This is a genomic window from Quadrisphaera granulorum, assembly GCF_003149145.1.
GTDB classification, from domain to species: domain Bacteria; phylum Actinomycetota; class Actinomycetes; order Actinomycetales; family Quadrisphaeraceae; genus Quadrisphaera; species Quadrisphaera granulorum.
The window spans coordinates 13,716-29,110 of the sequence record NZ_QGDQ01000041.1 but is presented as its reverse complement, the minus strand read 5'-3'; the positions used below and the strand labels follow the sequence as shown (position 1 = coordinate 29,110).

18 protein-coding genes are annotated in these 15,395 nt (G+C 72.7%); 10 read left to right on the top strand and 8 right to left on the bottom strand.

Features of this window, described 5'->3' with window-relative positions:
* The 3 genes from BXY45_RS23955 to BXY45_RS21280 form a co-directional block, all read left to right on the top strand.
* On the top strand, positions 1-189 hold a 189-nt coding region (locus tag BXY45_RS23955), incomplete at its 5' end, for a hypothetical protein (RefSeq protein ID WP_211319819.1).
* Between the two features lie 142 nt (positions 190-331).
* Entirely contained in the window at positions 332-1,219 is an 888-nt protein-coding gene (locus tag BXY45_RS21285; RefSeq protein ID WP_425468346.1) for an RCC1 domain-containing protein, read from the top strand.
* Between the two features lie 342 nt (positions 1,220-1,561).
* Positions 1,562-1,837 (top strand): hypothetical protein, encoded by a 276-nt coding sequence (locus tag BXY45_RS21280; RefSeq protein ID WP_146211312.1) that lies wholly within the window; start codon positions 1,562-1,564, stop codon positions 1,835-1,837.
* A 35-nt stretch (positions 1,838-1,872) separates the two neighbouring features.
* On the opposite strand, the gene BXY45_RS24785 is transcribed toward BXY45_RS21280, so the two are convergent.
* Positions 1,873-2,124 (bottom strand): DUF1272 domain-containing protein, encoded by a 252-nt coding sequence (locus BXY45_RS24785; protein WP_342799599.1) that lies wholly within the window; start codon positions 2,122-2,124, stop codon positions 1,873-1,875.
* 180 nt (positions 2,125-2,304) lie between these two features.
* Here BXY45_RS24785 and BXY45_RS21270 point away from each other — a divergent pair, with 180 nt between their 5' ends.
* Both BXY45_RS21270 and BXY45_RS21265 read left to right on the top strand, forming a co-directional pair.
* Positions 2,305-3,348, top strand: a complete 1,044-nt coding sequence (locus BXY45_RS21270; protein WP_170131662.1) for a DUF695 domain-containing protein — start codon at positions 2,305-2,307, stop codon at positions 3,346-3,348.
* A gap of 267 nt (positions 3,349-3,615) precedes the next feature.
* The gene (locus tag BXY45_RS21265) at positions 3,616-4,602 is read left to right on the top strand and encodes a YceI family protein (RefSeq protein WP_211319817.1); all 987 of its coding nucleotides are present in this window, start codon (positions 3,616-3,618) and stop codon (positions 4,600-4,602) included.
* 36 nt (positions 4,603-4,638) lie between these two features.
* Here BXY45_RS21265 and BXY45_RS21260 read toward each other — a convergent pair whose 3' ends face one another.
* The 3 genes from BXY45_RS21260 to BXY45_RS21250 all read right to left on the bottom strand — a co-directional run bounded on the left by BXY45_RS21260 (position 4,639) and on the right by BXY45_RS21250 (position 6,278).
* Positions 4,639-4,944 carry a type II toxin-antitoxin system PemK/MazF family toxin gene (locus BXY45_RS21260; protein WP_109776534.1) on the bottom strand — a complete coding sequence of 102 codons (306 nt, stop codon included), beginning with the start codon at positions 4,942-4,944 and terminating at the stop codon, positions 4,639-4,641.
* Between the two features lie 26 nt (positions 4,945-4,970).
* A complete protein-coding gene (locus BXY45_RS21255; RefSeq protein ID WP_109776533.1) occupies positions 4,971-5,210 on the bottom strand; it encodes a hypothetical protein in 240 nt (79 codons plus the stop codon).
* 66 nt (positions 5,211-5,276) lie between these two features.
* On the bottom strand, positions 5,277-6,278 hold the full coding sequence (locus BXY45_RS21250; protein ID WP_109776532.1) for a DUF808 domain-containing protein: 1,002 nt from the start codon (positions 6,276-6,278) through the stop codon (positions 5,277-5,279).
* A gap of 118 nt (positions 6,279-6,396) precedes the next feature.
* Here BXY45_RS21250 and BXY45_RS21245 point away from each other — a divergent pair, with 118 nt between their 5' ends.
* The 3 genes from BXY45_RS21245 to BXY45_RS21235 all read left to right on the top strand — a co-directional run bounded on the left by BXY45_RS21245 (position 6,397) and on the right by BXY45_RS21235 (position 8,734).
* Positions 6,397-6,732 (top strand): hypothetical protein, encoded by a 336-nt coding sequence (locus tag BXY45_RS21245; protein ID WP_109776531.1) that lies wholly within the window; start codon positions 6,397-6,399, stop codon positions 6,730-6,732.
* Positions 6,733-6,758: 26 nt separating this feature from the next.
* Complete coding sequence (locus BXY45_RS21240; RefSeq protein ID WP_211319816.1) at positions 6,759-7,721, top strand: asparaginase domain-containing protein; 963 nt, start codon at positions 6,759-6,761, stop codon at positions 7,719-7,721.
* Between the two features lie 110 nt (positions 7,722-7,831).
* Complete coding sequence (locus tag BXY45_RS21235; RefSeq protein ID WP_109776530.1) at positions 7,832-8,734, top strand: HDOD domain-containing protein; 903 nt, start codon at positions 7,832-7,834, stop codon at positions 8,732-8,734.
* Between the two features lie 34 nt (positions 8,735-8,768).
* Here the strand turns inward: BXY45_RS21235 and BXY45_RS21230 are convergent, their stop codons facing one another.
* The 3 genes from BXY45_RS21230 to BXY45_RS21220 all read right to left on the bottom strand — a co-directional run bounded on the left by BXY45_RS21230 (position 8,769) and on the right by BXY45_RS21220 (position 12,330).
* Positions 8,769-10,436, bottom strand: coding sequence for a DUF4153 domain-containing protein (locus BXY45_RS21230; RefSeq protein ID WP_109776529.1), 1,668 nt, complete (start codon positions 10,434-10,436; stop codon positions 8,769-8,771).
* A 77-nt stretch (positions 10,437-10,513) separates the two neighbouring features.
* Positions 10,514-11,566, bottom strand: a complete 1,053-nt coding sequence (locus BXY45_RS21225; protein ID WP_109776528.1) for a HAMP domain-containing sensor histidine kinase — start codon at positions 11,564-11,566, stop codon at positions 10,514-10,516.
* A complete protein-coding gene (locus BXY45_RS21220; RefSeq protein WP_245961965.1) occupies positions 11,563-12,330 on the bottom strand; it encodes a response regulator transcription factor in 768 nt (255 codons plus the stop codon). Before BXY45_RS21220 ends, BXY45_RS21225 begins: the two co-directional genes overlap by 4 nt.
* A 247-nt stretch (positions 12,331-12,577) precedes the next feature.
* On the opposite strand from BXY45_RS21220, the gene BXY45_RS21215 reads away from it, so the two are divergent.
* Both BXY45_RS21215 and BXY45_RS21210 read left to right on the top strand, forming a co-directional pair.
* Positions 12,578-13,021, top strand: a complete 444-nt coding sequence (locus BXY45_RS21215; protein ID WP_109776526.1) for a hypothetical protein — start codon at positions 12,578-12,580, stop codon at positions 13,019-13,021.
* Positions 13,022-13,035: 14 nt separating this feature from the next.
* Complete coding sequence (locus BXY45_RS21210) at positions 13,036-14,328, top strand: cysteine desulfurase-like protein (protein ID WP_109776525.1); 1,293 nt, start codon at positions 13,036-13,038, stop codon at positions 14,326-14,328.
* Positions 14,329-14,387: 59 nt separating this feature from the next.
* On the opposite strand, the gene BXY45_RS21205 is transcribed toward BXY45_RS21210, so the two are convergent.
* Entirely contained in the window at positions 14,388-15,380 is a 993-nt protein-coding gene (locus BXY45_RS21205) for a DMT family transporter (RefSeq protein ID WP_211319815.1), read from the bottom strand.
* Positions 15,381-15,395: the final 15 nt, after the last annotated feature.

Sequence of the window (15,395 nt, the reverse complement as noted above, 5' to 3'; positions counted from 1 at the left end):
AACAGCGCTGCAACGCTGATCTTCTTCTCGTTGGGTGTGGAGATCACCGGGAAGGTACGACCCGCCCGGTCATCCACAGGTTCTGATCATTCCTCGCTGCTCTTGGTGCGCATTTTGCGCGTCATGCGAATTTACGCAGAGCACATTTCGCGTTCTGCGATGTCGCGTAGTGGCAGTCAATCGTCGTAGCGCTCAGGGGGAGTGGCTTGTCGCTGCAGGCCTCCCTGCAGTCAGTTGGTGGCCGGGCCAAGGAGGTCCGTGAGGGTGCTCGGCCTGACCCCGTCAGCGACTCCGAACCGGCCGGACGGCCAGGGGACTCCTGCGAGACGCTGTGCCAGTGGCGCAGCCAGCAAGAGCAGACAGCAGCGTCCACAGAGGCGCGACAGCGGCGATCGCGTGCGGACGGCGTCACTCCCTAGCCGTGCTCGCCGACGGCGCGGTCGCAGCGACCGGTGCCAACAACGCCGGCGAGTGCGCCGTCCTCGGGTGGCGCGATGTCGTCGCTGTCGCCGCAGGCAACGTCCATCCGGCGCGCAACACCGGCCGCTCTCACTCCCTGGGGCTGCGTGCGGACGGCACGGTGCTCGCGACGGGTTGGGACGACGACGACCAGTGCCAGGTGGCCGACTGGCGCGACGTCGTCGCAGTGACTGCGGGGTGGCGCCGCTCGATCGGGCTGCGTAGCGACGGACGCGTCCTGGCGGCTGGACGTACCGCCGACGGCGCGTGCGACGTCGCCACCTGGCGTGACGTCACGGCCGTCTCGGCCGGGGACTGGCACACCGTCGGCGTCCGAGCTGACGGCACGGCTGTCGCCACCGGCCTGAACCGGTTCGGGGCGTGTTCGGTGCAGGACTGGCACGACCTGGTCGACATCGCGGCGGGGTACCTGCACACCGTGGGGTTGCGAGCTGACGGGACGGTGGTCGCGGCCGGCCGAGGGGACGCGGGTGCCTGCGAGGTGAGCGGCTGGCGCGACGTCGTCGCGGTGGCGGCGGGCAGCCACCACACGGTTGCGGTGACTGCTGGCGGCTGTGTCTTGGCAGTGGGTGCGAACGAGCACGGACAGTGCGAGGTGTCTGGCTGGCGCGACGTCGTGGCCGTCGCGGCTGGCGCTGCCCACACGCTGGCGTTGTGCGCTGACGGGACTGTTCTGTCGGCGGGCGACGGGGCACGCGGTCAGCGAGACGTCGACGGGTGGCGTGGTCCGTCGTCGTGAAGCCCTTCTCCGTCCAGCAGAACACAGTGCGAGGGAGTCGCATCCTCCACCCGCGGGTGGATCACCTGCCGCGCCGCGGCGCCCTACTGTTCCCGACAGCACCCACTTCGTCCTCCTCGAAGGAGACCTGTGAGCAGTTGGTGCGCCACGGTCATTGCTGTCACGTCGGTCTTGGTGCTCACGTCCTGCGCCTGGGGGCCGGGCCCCATCGACCTCGAAGGAACGGGCGGGACGACCTGCGCTCCTGTCCCTCGAGGCCAGTCAGCCGTGCTCGGGCAGATCGTCACCGCTCCGTCACCCGCAGCCACGTTGGTGACGCTGACGCTGGACGATGCTCGTGGCATGGACGTGCTGGACCAGTACGTCGTCCCCGTCCACGACGACGAGTTCCTGCTTCTCCCCGAGGCATCGGCAGACGTCCCTCCCGCGGAGAGCCGGACTCCTCTCCAGGGGGCCGTGCTCGAGGCGGGTACCACCTACAACGTCGTGACGAAGGTGACCCGGACCTCGGACGACGACGCGGCCGTCACGTCGATGACGTTGGCGTACCGCGTCGGTTCTCGTCAGTACACGACCACCTCGAAGCTGACGTACGAGCTCAAGGACCGCTGCGTCTGATCCTGGCGAAGGGCTCGCCAGCGCCCGGCACCTGCCTACGGAGTGCCCGGCTGCCGTCCGCCCAAGCATTCTGGGTTGAGGACGCGCTCGGTGGACGCGGGAGCCGACGCGAGCTTCTCCTTTGGGCGAGGTGGCCGCGACGAGAGCTGACCCCCACAGTTGAGGCATCGCCCCTGAAGAACTGACTCGACGCACTCGGTGCACCAGGTGCACTCGAACGAGCAGATCCAGGCGCCGGGCTCCGTGGGTGGTAGATCTCGATCGCAGCACTCACAGCTTGGTCGCATCTGCAGCATGACGCATGATCGTTCGCTGGCCGCTGCTAGCGACAAGCCCACTGGCGCCCCTGGGCGCCGGTCCACTTCACTCATGCGCCCGACGATCACCACGCCGAAGGGAGCCCCCGGATGCCCGCCTGGTGGCCGAAACGCTCCAAGCCCTCCCGCAGCGCACCGAGTCGAGCCTCCGTGGACGACTTCTGGTCGTGGTGGACGCAGGAGGGGGCCTCCACAGCAGCGCGAGCCATCAGCAACGGCACGGCCGAGCGCCTCGTGCCGCTGATCGCACCACGCGTGCGGGCGCTGCACCCCGACCTGGCCTGGGAGCTGGCACCGGGACCCGACGGCAGCGAGCACGTGTTGGTGGTCACCGCCGAGGGTGACCCGAAGCTGCGAGCCCACGCCCGACGCTGGCTGCTCGGTGCACCACCGCCGGACCGCACCTGGGCATACAGCGACAGCCGCCTGCCCGGTGACGATGAACCGTTGCAGCTGAGCGTCGGTGACCACGAGATCACGTCCGACGACGTCGTCGTCGCCTGGTCCCTCGATGACCGGCACGACTGCCTGGACGTCACCGTCCACCACCCCGCGATGGCGCAGATGCCCGAGCAGGTGCGCCAGCAGCTGACCCTCGTCCTGCTCGACCACACCCTCGGCGAGACCACCGTCGAGACGTGGATCGGTGGCATCGAATCGGCCGTCGGCCCCCTGCCCACCCCGGTGGCCGACCAGGACAAGAACGACGACGACGACGGCGACGGCGTCGGCGGTCTGCCGCAGCTGCGCGCCGCGGTCTCAGCCCTCGCCGACAGTCGCGTCGACGACGACGGCACGCCGATCTGGAAGCTCGCAGAGTCGACCGCTGACGACGGCTCGGTGACCCTGGCGCTCTTCCGCGTTCCGCTGCGCTCGGCCAGCGCGCCCCACCTCGAGCAGCACGTCGAACTCACCCTGCCCTTCCGGCACGTGACGGAGGCCGGCCTTCCCGACGCCCCGTCGCTCCAGGCATTGCGCGCCTTCACCGACGAGGCGGAGGCAGCCCTTTCGCCCCACGCGATGCTCGTGGCCCACGAGTCGAGTGCAGGGCGGCGCGTCCTGCACTTCTACGTCGATCCCCTCAGCGACGCCGGGGAGCGCCTGCGTCAGCGCAGCGCCGCGTGGAGCGAAGGCCCGTCGGAGTTCCGCAGCACGCCCGACCCGGCCTGGGAGCAGGTCGCCCACCTCCGCTGATGAAGGTCCTCCAAGGCATCGGAGGGAAGCGTGGTGTCAGCGCAGCGCCGTCGCCGGGTAACCCGCCGGCTGGATGCGCGTGGGGGATCCGATCGCGCGGAGGTAGTACTCCCGGCTGACGGATACGGTGTGTCCGATGGACACCGAGGGCGCGATCGCGGCTGGTACGGCTGGCGTCCACGACGAGCAGGCGTCGTCCGTCACGGAGTCTCGGAGTGACCTGACGTGAGGTTCGGCCGTCACAGAGCTCGACGCGGCGCCCCTCCCGTGCAGCCGGAAGGTGGCCCGCTCGCAGCGTCTGCCCCGGGCACGGACGTTTCCCTGCATCCTGCGGCAGCCGACGACGGCGGTCCCCACGCTCAGTACGCGCAGTTCGCGCAGCACGGACCTGGCGGACCGAGCGGGCCCGGCATACCGAGCGGACTCCGCGGCGCGCGCGCCCACGGCGTCGTCCTGACCCGTGACGGCTGGCCGCTGCCCGGGGCCTCGGTCACCCTCCTTGCCGTCGACGGCGTGGGCAGCGCGCGGGCCACCAGCGGTTCGGACGGCCGCTTCGTCCTCGCTGACCTGGAGACCGGCCCCGCGACGCTGCTCGTCGCCTGTGCCGGGCACGAGCCGCAGGCTCGCTCCGTGGTGGTGCAGGACCCCCGGGCCACCAGGGCCGAGGAGATGGTCGTCGACTTCGGGGAGCTGCGCCTGGCCCGGGTGGGGGCCGCAGAGCTGCCCCCACCCGGGCGCTGGGTGATCGACCCCGACCACACCTCGCTGGTCGCCACCGCCCACCACCTGGGCCTGTCGGCGGTCAACGGTCGCCTGTCACGGCTGGAGGGTGCCATCGAGGTGGCAGAGCCGTTCTCCGGGTCGTCGGTGCAGGTGCGCATCGACGCCGCCAGCATCGACACGGGTGTGGCGGCGCGCGACGACCACCTCCGCAGCGCCGACTTCCTCGACGTGGAACATCACCCGTGGATCACCTACGAGGGGCGGGGTCTGCTTCCCGACGGCGCCGGCGGGTGGCAGCTGAACGGCCAGCTGACGCTCAACGGCACTGCGCGTCCGGTGCCCCTGTCGCTGCGGTGCACCGGTACCGGCACCGATCCCTGGGGTGGCCAGCGGGTCGCGTTCCAGGCCACCGCGCAGCTGAGCCGCAACGACTTCGCGATGAAGTGGAACCAGGCCTTCGGCCTGGGCGTGGCCATCTTCGGGACCACGCTGCGTATCACCATCGACCTCGAGGCCGTCCGCGAGACCTGAGCCGGCCGGGAGCCGAACGCACTTCCCTGCCGTTCCTCACGGGAGGTAGAGGTCGAAGGCGTCGCTGATCGCTCGGGCGAGTTCGGGCTCCTGGTCGTCGAACAGCAGCCCGATGGTGTCGCCGATGTCCTCGGTGGGGATGGTCGTGATGGTGTCGCAGCTGACGACGCTGTCGTGCTCGAGACCGTTTCGCGTCCCGACCCTCACCTCGCTACTGATGCCGCGGATGGTGCTGGTGATCGGGGCGACCGTGACCCAGCGGAGCAGGTGCAGCTTCGACGGGCGAGTAAGGATCAGGGCCGGGCGTCGCTTGTCGAGTCTGACGACGGCGATGGTGCGCACGAGGGCCTTCCGGACCGTGCGTGCTGTCAGTCCAGCGCGGGGTGCTTGTGGCTCCGGGGGACCTCGAGGTCCGGGTAGAGGGGCTCGCCCCGGCGGACGAGGTCCATGAGGATGGCTTCGTCAGCTTGGTAGCGCTGTTCGCGCTGCAGTCGAGCGATGCTGCGGCGCACCGCGTCGGAACGGTTGCTGGCACGACCGGCCGCGACTTCCGCATCCAGGGCTGCGAGTTCCGCGGCTTCGAGGCGGATGGCGATCTGCGTCGACATGCCGCAAGCGTATCGAGATCGTCAACCATTCGGTATGCATCCGTGTGGGCGCGTGCCGTCATGCCCTCAGTGGCTCTTCGCGCCGCGCTTCGGGACGAGGTGGGTAATCAGGATGATCACCGCGCCGACCAGAGCGCCAGCCACCGCCGAGAACGCCGTGTTGGTGAGCCATCCGAGCACCCCGCCGAGCGCGCCGGTCGCCTGGTGGACGGCTTCCTCGGCGTGGTGAACCAGGCCGTACGGACCGTGCCAGCCGAGCTCGTCGGCGCCCACCAGCAGGATGTGGCCGCCCACCCAGAGCATGGCGACGACGCCGACCGTCGCCAGCGTGGACAGCACCACGGGCATGGCCTTGACGAGTCCGCGGCCGAAGGCCGCCACCCCTGACGACGAGCGCTGCGCCAGCGCCAGGCCGATGTCGTCCATCTTCACGATGAGCGCCACCGCGCCGTAGACGACAGCGGTGATGAAGAACGCGACCACCGCCAGGATGATCGCCTGCTCCCACACCGGCTCGGTGTCGACCTCGTTGAGCGCGATGACCATGATCTCCGCGGACAGGATGAGATCGGTGCGGACCGCGGCGGCGACGATGCCCTTCTCGCGCTCGGCCGGGTCTTGAGCGGCAGCAGCCTCCGTGGCGGCGGCCCCGCCGTCGTCGTCCTCGGCTCCCTGACCACCGCCGTGACCAGCTCCATGCCCACCGCCGTGACCGGAGACCTTCTCCCATACCTTTTCGGCACCCTCGTAGGAGAGGTACGCACCGCCGAGCATGAGGATCGGCGTGAGCAGCCACGGCAGGAAGGCACTGAGCAGCAGCGCAATCGGCAGGATGAAGAGCAGCTTGTTGCGGATCGAGCCCTTGGCGATGCGCCAGATGATCGACAGCTCGCGCTTCGGCTCGATGCCCTGCACGTAGCGGGGCGTCACGGCGGCATCGTCGACGACCACGCCGGCGGCCTTGGCGCTGGCGCGACCGGTGGCAGCGGCGACGTCGTCGATGGAGGCCGCCGACATCCGCACGAGCGCGGCGACATCGTCCAGGAGTGCGAACAGCCCGCCGCTCATCGCTGCACCCCCGCTCCTGACGACAGGCTCGGGACGAGGGCGACGGCGGGCTTGAGCACGGGTGCGAGCCTAGGCCCGGACGTTGCGTGATCGCCGGTGCTCGTCATGCGCCCGAACCGTGCTGTTCCGCGCCTCGCGTGGTGCGCGAGACTGCTCGACGAGAACGAGTCGCCCCGAGCTGGAGGACCCCCTGGACGACGCCGACCGCCGACCGCCTACCGAGCCCGATCGCCAGGCTGACCTCCACGATCGAGCCTCGACGTACGTCGACTCCATCGGACGCGGTGCGGGCGGCTTCGGCACCGTGGCGGGCGGAGGCACGCCCCTGAACGCGCCGATTCCCGACCGCGACCCCCTGGCCGCACGGTCGGGGTGGGCCATCGCGACACCGCTGCTGCTCGTGCTCGGCGCAGGCATCGGCATCGGCATCATCGTGTGGCGGGCGTTCGCGTGACGACGGGCGCAGATGGCATACCCGTGGTGGCGGTGGTGACCACCGGGGGCACCATCGCCAGTACCACCGGCGACGACGGCGTCAGCCGCCCCACGCTCTCCGGAGAGGGCGTCCTCGGTGACGCTGCCCAGCGCGCCGAGGTGGCGGTGCGCGTGGTCGAGGCGCTGCGCGTCGACTCCTCCACCACCACCCTCGCCCAGGCCGACAGCATCCGGGCCGCCGTCGTCCAGGCGATGGCCGACCCCGCGGTGGTCGGTGCCGTCGTCGTCCACGGCACCGACTCCCTCGAGGAGACCGGGTACCTGCTCGACCTCCACCACGACGACGAACGCCCCCTCGTCATCACCGGTTCGCAGCGCACCGCCGACGCGCCTGACTCGGACGCCCCCGCCAACCTCCGCGCCGCCTTGGCCGCCGCGGCCGACCCGACCCACCGGGGCCGCGGTGTGCTCGTGGCCTTCGGCGGAGCCCTCATCCCGGTAGCCGGCACCATCAAGCGGCACACCAGCGACCTCGCCGCGTTTGCCCCCTCCGCGTTCGCCCCTGCCGCTGTGCCGCTGCCGCGGCGCGAAGCCCTCGCGTCGGTCCCGGGGGACGTCCCGTGGCCGCGCGTCGACGTCGTCGCCGTCGTCCCCGGTGACGACGGCGCGCTGCTCCACGCCGCGCTCGACCTGGGAACGCGCGGCATCGTGCTGCAGGCACTCGGGTCGGGCAACGCCACCGCGGACGTGGTGGCCGCGGTGCGCCGCGCCACGGGAGCAGGCGTTCCCGTCGTCCTCACCACGCGGGTGCCCGACGGTCCCGTCGTCCCCTCCTACGGTGACGGCGGGGGCGGCGCCGACCTCGTCGCCGCCGGCGCTGTCCCGTCGGGGCTGCTGCGGGCCGGGCAGGCGCGCGTACTTCTGGCGGTGCTGCTGCGCACCCAGCGCGGGGCCGTGGCCGACCTGCCGGCCCGCGTCGCGGAGCAGTTCCAGCTCCGCGGACGGTGAGCCGAACGGGTCCACGAGCCGCGCGGACGATCAATCTGGCCGGCCAGGTGTCGATGTGATCTCTGAGCCCTGAACGCACCGACCGGGGTTCGAGCACCGAGAGGTACGACATGCACCGCGACGTGACCACCGACCCCGCCGGCGGCGTCCCCCAGGACACCGCTCTCGACAGCTCCGTCGTCAGCTCTGCCGTCGAGAGCTCCGATGCGCGCGTGATCAGCGAGGACGAACTCCTCGACGTCGTCGACGAGCTGGCCGCGCGGCGTCCCGTCGCGGCGCGCCTGGTGGCGATGACCGCCGACGACTCGGTGGGGTCCCCTGAGCTCGCGTCGGTCCTCTCCGGCGACGTGACGCTCACCGCCCGCGTGATGCGTCTCGCCAACAGCGCCTACTACGGCCTGGGCGGCCGGGTGCGCGCCGTGCCGTTCGCGGTGACGGTGGTCGGCTTCACCACCATCCGCGCGATGGCCGCCGCCGCCGTGGTCGGCGTGGACGCCGAAGAGGTCCTGCCGTCCAGCTTCTGGGCGCGCTCGCGGGCCACCGCCCGCGCCTGCTACGAGCTGGCCCCCGTGTTCGGGGTGCCCCGGCTGGACGCCTTCACCCTCGGACTGCTCACCAGTCTCGGGCAGGCGGTGCTCGCGCACGCGCAGCCCGACGCGTACTGGGCGCTGCTGCAGAGCCAGGACGTCACCGACGGCGGCCGCGCCGCTCTCGTCTCCGGCGAGGTGCGCGTGTTCGGCAAGCCGCACAGCGAGGTGTCCGCGCTGGTGCTCTCCTCGTGGAGCTTCCCCCAGGAGATCGTCGACGCGCTCTACCTGCTCGACTCACCCGACACCGTGACGTCCGCGTGGTCGGCCTGCCTGGCGACGGCGGTCGAGGCATCAAGCCGCCTGGACGGCAAGCCCGAGTTGCAGCGCGACGTGACCGTCATCTCCGGCGGCGCCATCAGCGAGGAGCGCGTCACCGCGATGCTGCCGCTGCTGCGGGAGGCCGAGGCCGACGCCGACTGGTAGGTCAGCGCCAGCGGCCGGCCCGTCAGCCGGCCCGTCAGCGAGAGGTTGTCAGGGAGGTGCCGTCAGCGGCCCCGCAGGGCGCGGCGGATGCCGCGGTGCTGGCCAGGTGGGCGGCGCGCGTGCGCGCGACGTTCGCGGACGGCCACCCCTCGTCGTCGTCCTGAGCGGTCCCGATCGAGCCGGTGAGGTGCGCCAGCACGCACGGGCCGAACCGTCCGAGGGCGTCGGGGCGGGTGTGCAGGGCGTCGGCGACGGCCGGGGCCGCGTCGGCGGACAGGGTGGTGAGGTACCAGACGTCGGCGTCGGGGCGGGCCAGCTGCGCACGGGCGATGGCGGCATCCGGGTCCGCGAGCGTCAGCCCCAGCAGGCACGCCGCGGCCACCGTGACGGCTGCGTGCGGCACCCACGGCTGGCGACGACGCCGCTGCCAGCGCGCCCCCGCCACGAGCAGCAGCACGAGCAGGGCCGCGAGACCCGCGCAGATGACGGCCACACCGACGCGCAACCGGGTCAGGCCGTAGGCGTCCACGTAGGCGCTCAGGTCGGCCAGCGCCGCGGCGTCCAACCCGAGGGACAGCACGCACAGCAGCGCGAGGGCCGCGCGCGGCCCGACCGTCATGGGGGTCCACCGCACCGCGAGGGCGACGACGGCGAGCACCAGCGCCGTCGCGATGACCAGCTGCGCGAACCCCGCGTGGACCTGACCGGCGAGGGTGGCGCCAGGAGTCTGCGCCACGTCCGGCGCGGTGAGGCGCACCAGCAGGAACACCGCGAAGAGCGCGTCGAGCGCCGCGAGCGGCAGCAGCCACTCCACGCGACGCGTCAGCGCGGGGCGGGGGCGCCGGGCCCGCGCAGGGCCGGTCAGCGGTGCAGCGGAGCGGTGCGCTGCATCGCGTGCGGCGTCCCAGGTGGTGCGGAGGGCAGCGCAGATCGCCACCGCCGCGACGCCGAACACGACGATCCGCCCGACCACGAGTGCGGGCTGGCTGCCGAGCACGGCACCGAACAGCTCCGAGAGCGCGTGGGCGAGCCAGGCGCCGGTGCTGCCGGTGATCCCGTCGAGCAGGCTGGCGAAGCGGGTGTCGGCACTCGCGAGCAGCGGGGTGAACACCACGAGGACGACGGCGGTGAGGGCCGCAGCGCGCAGCGTCGGCGCCAGCCACGGCCACCGGCGCGCTGACCTTCGCGGGCGAGCCGCGCGCAGGAGGAGCCGGTGGCGCACCCCGCGGACCGCCCACGCCGTCCCTGACCCGAGGCGGGTCAGCGGTCCCAGCGGTGCGGCCAGCACCGCGGTCCACGCGCGCTGGGCGCTGGCGGGCGCGAGGGCAGGCGCCCCCAGGAGCAGCGCGGCGAACAGGTCGAGGGTCACCAACCACCCCGCGTCACGCAGTGCGGCGGAACTCGCGAGAAGCACCGCCGCGCTGCCGTGCACCAGCTGCCAGCCGCTGCGGCGGCTCCCGAGCCCCACGCTGCTCCGAGCAGCGCGGCGGGTGACGACGACGGCGGCCGCCACCGCCAGCGCGAGCACCGCTGCGCCGAGGCCCGGCCGTTCCCCGACGACCACCCGGGCAGCCAACGCCGCCACCACGACGACGGCGAGCAGCACTGGCAGGGGAGCGGCGGGCGCGTGGGGGAGCAGGTCCCGGCCCGGCGTGGTGATGGGCGGTGTGGTGGACGTGGTGGTGGACATGGTGGTGGACATGGCGGAGCTCCTGGAAGCAGGCAGGCGAGGGCCCCCGGGGTGGCCGGGTTCCCATGATCACGAACGGCGGGGGAGTGTCAGATGGGGAGGGTGACGACCACACGGCAGCCACCGGACGGCTGCAGCGCGGCGGGGCTGTCGTCTGGGTCGGCGATGTGCACGGAGCCGCCGTGCAGGTCCACCACCCACTTCACGATCGCCAGCCCCAGCCCGCTGCCACCGGTCTGCCCGGCGGCGCGGGAGCGAGAGGAGTCGGTACGGGCGAACCTGTCGAAGACGCGCTCGCGGTCGGCCGGGTCGACACCGGGGCCAGCGTCGAGCACCTCGAGCACTACCGCTCGGCTTCCTTCGGCTCTGCCGACCACGTGGACCGTCGAGCCGGGTGGCGCGTGGCGCGTGGCGTTGTCGAGAAGGTTGGCCAAGACCTGTGCGATGCGTTCGGGGTCGGCGTCGAGGGGCAGCTCGGGTGGGCTCTCGACGACGACGGCGACGTCGCGGCCCAACGCCGCGCACTGCGCCCGCGCCTCCGCGGCGGCGGACTCGAGCAGGTCCGCGACGAGCACTCGGCGGCGGTGCAGCGGCACCTCGCCGGCCTCCAGGCGGGAGAGGTCGAGCAGCTGCGCGACGAGGCGCGAGAGGCGCTGCGTCTGGGCGAGCGCCACCTCCAGGGCTGCCGGGTCGGGCTCGGTGACGCCGTCGGCGAGGTTCTCCAGTTGCGCCTGCAACGCGGTGAGCGGAGTGCGCAGTTCGTGGCTGGCGTCGGCGACGAGGCGGCGGCGCTGCGCGTCCGTGCGCTCCAGCTCGGCAGCCATGGAGTTGAACGCGGCGGCCAGCTGGCCCACCTCGTCGCGCCCGGCGGGGCTCACCCGCACCCCGTGCTCGCCGCGGGCCATGCGGCCGGCTGCGGCAGCCATCTCACGCAGCGGTGCGGTGACACCGCGGGCCAGCACCTGGATCACCACCAGGGACACGACGACGGCGATGACGAGCGAGTACCGCATACGGAACCCCTGCAACAGCAGGAACGTCCCGCCCCCCAGGCCCGCCACCACCGAGCCGAGCACGACGACTCCGAGCTTCGCCTTGATGGACGTCATCCACGCCAGCGGCGCCTCCAGCGGGCTGGTCATGGGGCGGTCACAGGGAGTGCGCTCGAGTAGCCGACGCCGTGCACGGTGCGCACCACGTCGTCGCCGAGCTTGCGGCGCAGCGCTGCGACGTGGCTGTCGACGGTGCGCGTTGTGGTGGTGCTGTCCCGTCCGTCAGCCCGGCCGGCCGCCAGGTCGCGCCACCCCCACACGTCGGTGAGGAGCTGCTCGCGGGAGACGACGGCGCCGGGCCGCTCCGCGAGGCGCACGAGCAGGTCGAACTCGGTGGGGGTGAGGTGCACGGCCTGCCCGCCGCGGTGCACGAGGCGCGTCTCGACGTCCACGGTGACATCCGCCAGGTGCAGCTGCGGCTGGCCGTGCGGGGTGGCGGCGTTCGTCGTCGTCGGGCCTGAGGAGCGGGCAGCGCGACGCAGCAGCGCCGCGACCCGGGCCGACAGCTCACGGGGGCTGAACGGCTTGGTGAGGTAGTCGTCGGCGCCGAGACGCAGACCGAGCACGAGGTCGGCCTCGTCGTCGCGGGCGGTGAGCATGAGGACGGCGGCGTGCAGCGGGTCAGGGCCGGACTGGATGCGCCGGCACACCTCGAACCCGTCGAAGCCGGGGAGCATGAGGTCGAGCACCACGAGGTCGGGGCGCAGGCGCTGGCACAGCTCGACACCGGAGGGGCCATCGGCCGCGATGCTCACCTCGTGGCCGTCGGCGCGCAGGCGAGCCGCGACGGCGTCGGCGATCGCGGGCTCGTCCTCGACGACGACCACCTGAGCGCGCTGCTGAAGGATGACCACGCTCCGAAGGCTAGGGATGCCGGTGCGTCCGCTGGCGCAGGTGCTGTGCCGAGGATGTGCAGGAGTTGTGCCCCCCGCCGTGATCATGGGCTTCCGCCACCCTCCAGCGTCAGGTCGAGGTGCAGTGTCAGGCCCTGGAGGCCGGATACGGCCTTGACGGCCGGACACTGCGCGCGGATCTGACACTGCGGGGACCTGATGTTGCATGCCTCTCGACAGCTGCCGGTCAGCGGCGAATGATCGCCACGTGGACGACGCCAAGACCCGGGACCCGCTGACCGTCGCCGTCGTCGTGCCCCTGGCGTGCGCGGCCGCGTGGGCGGTGCTGCTGGTGGCCGCGTCGTTCCTGCTGCCGCTTGTCACGGAGAGCGGCGTACACCCGGGCCGGCAGCCGCGGGTGCCGTTGGTCCAGCACTTCGGTCTCGTCGGAGTGCTGCCGGCCGTCGGTTTCCTGCTCGCGGTGGGCGTTGGCGGCCTTCTCCTGCTGCAGGGGCGAGGTCATCACCTCCCGACCTGGCGACTGGTGAGCGCCACCGCCTGGGCCGGCCTTGTGCTCCTGGCGGAGCTTGGATCCGTGGTCTTCACGCACCTCGCGGGGCTCCTCACCATCCCCTGCGGCGTGCTCCTCGTGGCGGCGGTGACGGTGGCCGCCGTTCGCAGGGCACTGAACGTCGCCCCGGTGCGCGTCTGAGCAAGGATGCGCCGGTGACCGCGGACGCTGAAGACACCACGCTCGACGTCGACGCCCTGCGCTCCCGCTTCCCCGCCCTCGACCCGGCCGGCCCCGGCGGCGGGTGGGCGCTGTTCGATGCGCCCGGCGGCACGCAGACGCCCCGCGAGGTCGGAGATGCCGTGGCCGCCGCGCTCACCGGCCCGCTGTCCAACCGTGGCGCGACCTCCCCGTCGCAGCGCTTCGCTGAGCAGCACGTCAAAGATTTCCGCGAGGCCATGGCCGACCTCCTCGACGCCGACCCCCGCGGCGTCGTCCACGGCCGCTCCGCCACCGCCCTCACCTACGACCTCTCCCGCGCGCTGGCCCGCACGTGGCACCCCGGCGACGAGGTGGTGCTCTCCCGCCTCGACCACGACGCCAACGTCCGCCCCTGGGTGCAGGCCGCCGAGCGCGCCGGGGCGGTGGTGCGCTGGCTCGAGCTCGACGCCCAGACCTCCGAGCTGATGGTCGAGGGGGACGACGACGGCGACGTGCCCGGCCTGGCCGAGCTGCTCTCCGAGCGCACACGCCTCGTCGCCGTGACGGGCGCCTCCAACCTCCTCGGCACGCGACCCCCGCTGCGCCGCATCGCCGACGCCGCGCACGCCGTCGGTGCGTTGCTGTGGGTGGACGGCGTCCACGCGACCGCGCACGCGCTCCCGTCGCTGCGCACGTTCGGCGCGGACTTCTGGGTGTGCTCGCCGTACAAGTTCCTCGGTCCGCACTGCGGGGTGCTCGCCGCCGACCCCGCCCTGCTCGAGACCCTCCACCCCGACAAGCTCGTCCCTTCCACCGACGCGGTGCCGGAGCGCTTCGAGTTCGGCACGCTCCCGTACGAGCAGCTCGCCGGTGTCACCGCGGCCATCGACGTGCTCGCCGGGCTGGCGTCGTCGTTCTCGTCCTCGGAGGCCCAGGGGACGCGGCGCGATCGGCTCGCCGCCTCCTACGCCGCCGCCGAAGCTCACGAAGACCGGCTGCGGGCCCGCATCGAGGCGGAGCTGGCCGACCTCGCCGAGCGCGGCGCCGTCGTCGTCCACTCACGAGCCACCGACCGCACGCCCACGCTGTACTTCTCCACCCCCGGCCGCGACGCCGCGGCCGTCTCCGCGGCGCTCGCGGAGCAGCGGGTGCTCGCGCCGGCGGGGTGGTTCTACGCCGAGGAGCCGTTCCGGGCGCTGCAGCGCGCGGGTGCCCTGGACGGCCCGGGCATCCGTGTGGGCACCGCTCCGTACACGTCCGACGACGACGTCACCCGCCTCCTCGACGCCCTCCGCGCCACCCTCTAACCCCCGTGATCATGGACGTCCGCCACCCTACGGATCCGTAGGGTGGCGGACGCCCATGATCACGGCTGGGAGGGGCGGCGGGGGAGGCGCTTCTGCACCAGCAGCACGCTCACCACCACCACGAGCGCACCCACCGGCTCGTTCCAGGTGATCCGCTCGCCGAGCACCAGCACTCCCGCCACCACCCCCACCAGCGGCGTCAGGTAGGTGACGCTGGAGGCCGCCAGCGACCCCCACTCCACCAGCACCACGTTGTTCCACACGTAGGCCAGCCCGGTGCCGAGCACGCCCAGAGCCACCAGGGCGAGCGTCGGCGTGAGGCCCGGTGCGCTGCCGCCCACCACGAGGTGCGGCACCAGCAGCGGCGACAGCACCAGCCCGATCACCGCTGCCGACCCCACCTGTCCGGCAGCGACCGTCAGTGACCCGTGCCCGTGCCGCCCCGACACGAAGCGCCGCATCCACGCGAAACCCGCGCCGTAGCAGGCCGTCGCACCCAGGCAGGCGAGCTGCGCGGGCAGGGACGCGGCGAACGACGCGTCGTCTACCAGCCGCCACAGCCCCATGACGACGGCGACGCCGACCACCCCGAGCGCCACCCCGGCCACCTGGCCGCGCGTGAGGCGCTCACCGTGGGCGGTCCCCCGAGTGCTGGCCGTGACGGCCAGCGCCGTCCAGATAGGCGTGGTGGCGTTGAGGATCGCCGACATCCCCGACGGCAGGTACTGCCCCGCCCACGCGTACAGCAGGAACGGCACCAGACAGAGCAGCAGTCCCACCACGGTGAGGTGCCCCCACAGCCAGAGCTCACGCGGCCACCGTGTCCTCGAAAGGACCATGACGACGACGAGCGCCGCCGCACCCAGCACGATCCGCCCGATGGCGACGCCGCCCACGCTGAAGCCGCTGTGCGAGGCACTGCCGAGGGCCACCTTGATGAGCAGGAAGCTGCTGCCCCACATGAGCGCGATCGCCAGGTACGCGGCCAGCACGGCGGCGCGCGGTCTGATGGGGGTGTCCGTCCGGGGCGTGGAGGGGGAGGCAGCGCTCACGGCCGCCCAGTCTGC

What these genes read in the sequence shown, in the direction of transcription:
- BXY45_RS21280 (WP_146211312.1), top strand. Translation starts at nt 1,562, where the DNA reads ATGGACGTGCTGGACCAGTACGTCGTCCCCGTCCACGACGACGAGTTC.
- BXY45_RS24785 (WP_342799599.1), bottom strand. Translation starts at nt 2,124, where the DNA reads ATGCGACCAAGCTGTGAGTGCTGCGATCGAGATCTACCACCCACGGAG.
- BXY45_RS21255 (WP_109776533.1), bottom strand. Translation starts at nt 5,210, where the DNA reads ATGTCGACGCAGATCGCCATCCGCCTCGAAGCCGCGGAACTCGCAGCC.
- BXY45_RS21250 (WP_109776532.1), bottom strand. Translation starts at nt 6,278, where the DNA reads ATGAGCGGCGGGCTGTTCGCACTCCTGGACGATGTCGCCGCGCTCGTG.
- BXY45_RS21235 (WP_109776530.1), top strand. Translation starts at nt 7,832, where the DNA reads ATGCACCGCGACGTGACCACCGACCCCGCCGGCGGCGTCCCCCAGGAC.
- BXY45_RS21230 (WP_109776529.1), bottom strand. Translation starts at nt 10,436, where the DNA reads ATGTCCACCACCATGTCCACCACCACGTCCACCACACCGCCCATCACC.
- BXY45_RS21225 (WP_109776528.1), bottom strand. Translation starts at nt 11,566, where the DNA reads ATGACCAGCCCGCTGGAGGCGCCGCTGGCGTGGATGACGTCCATCAAG.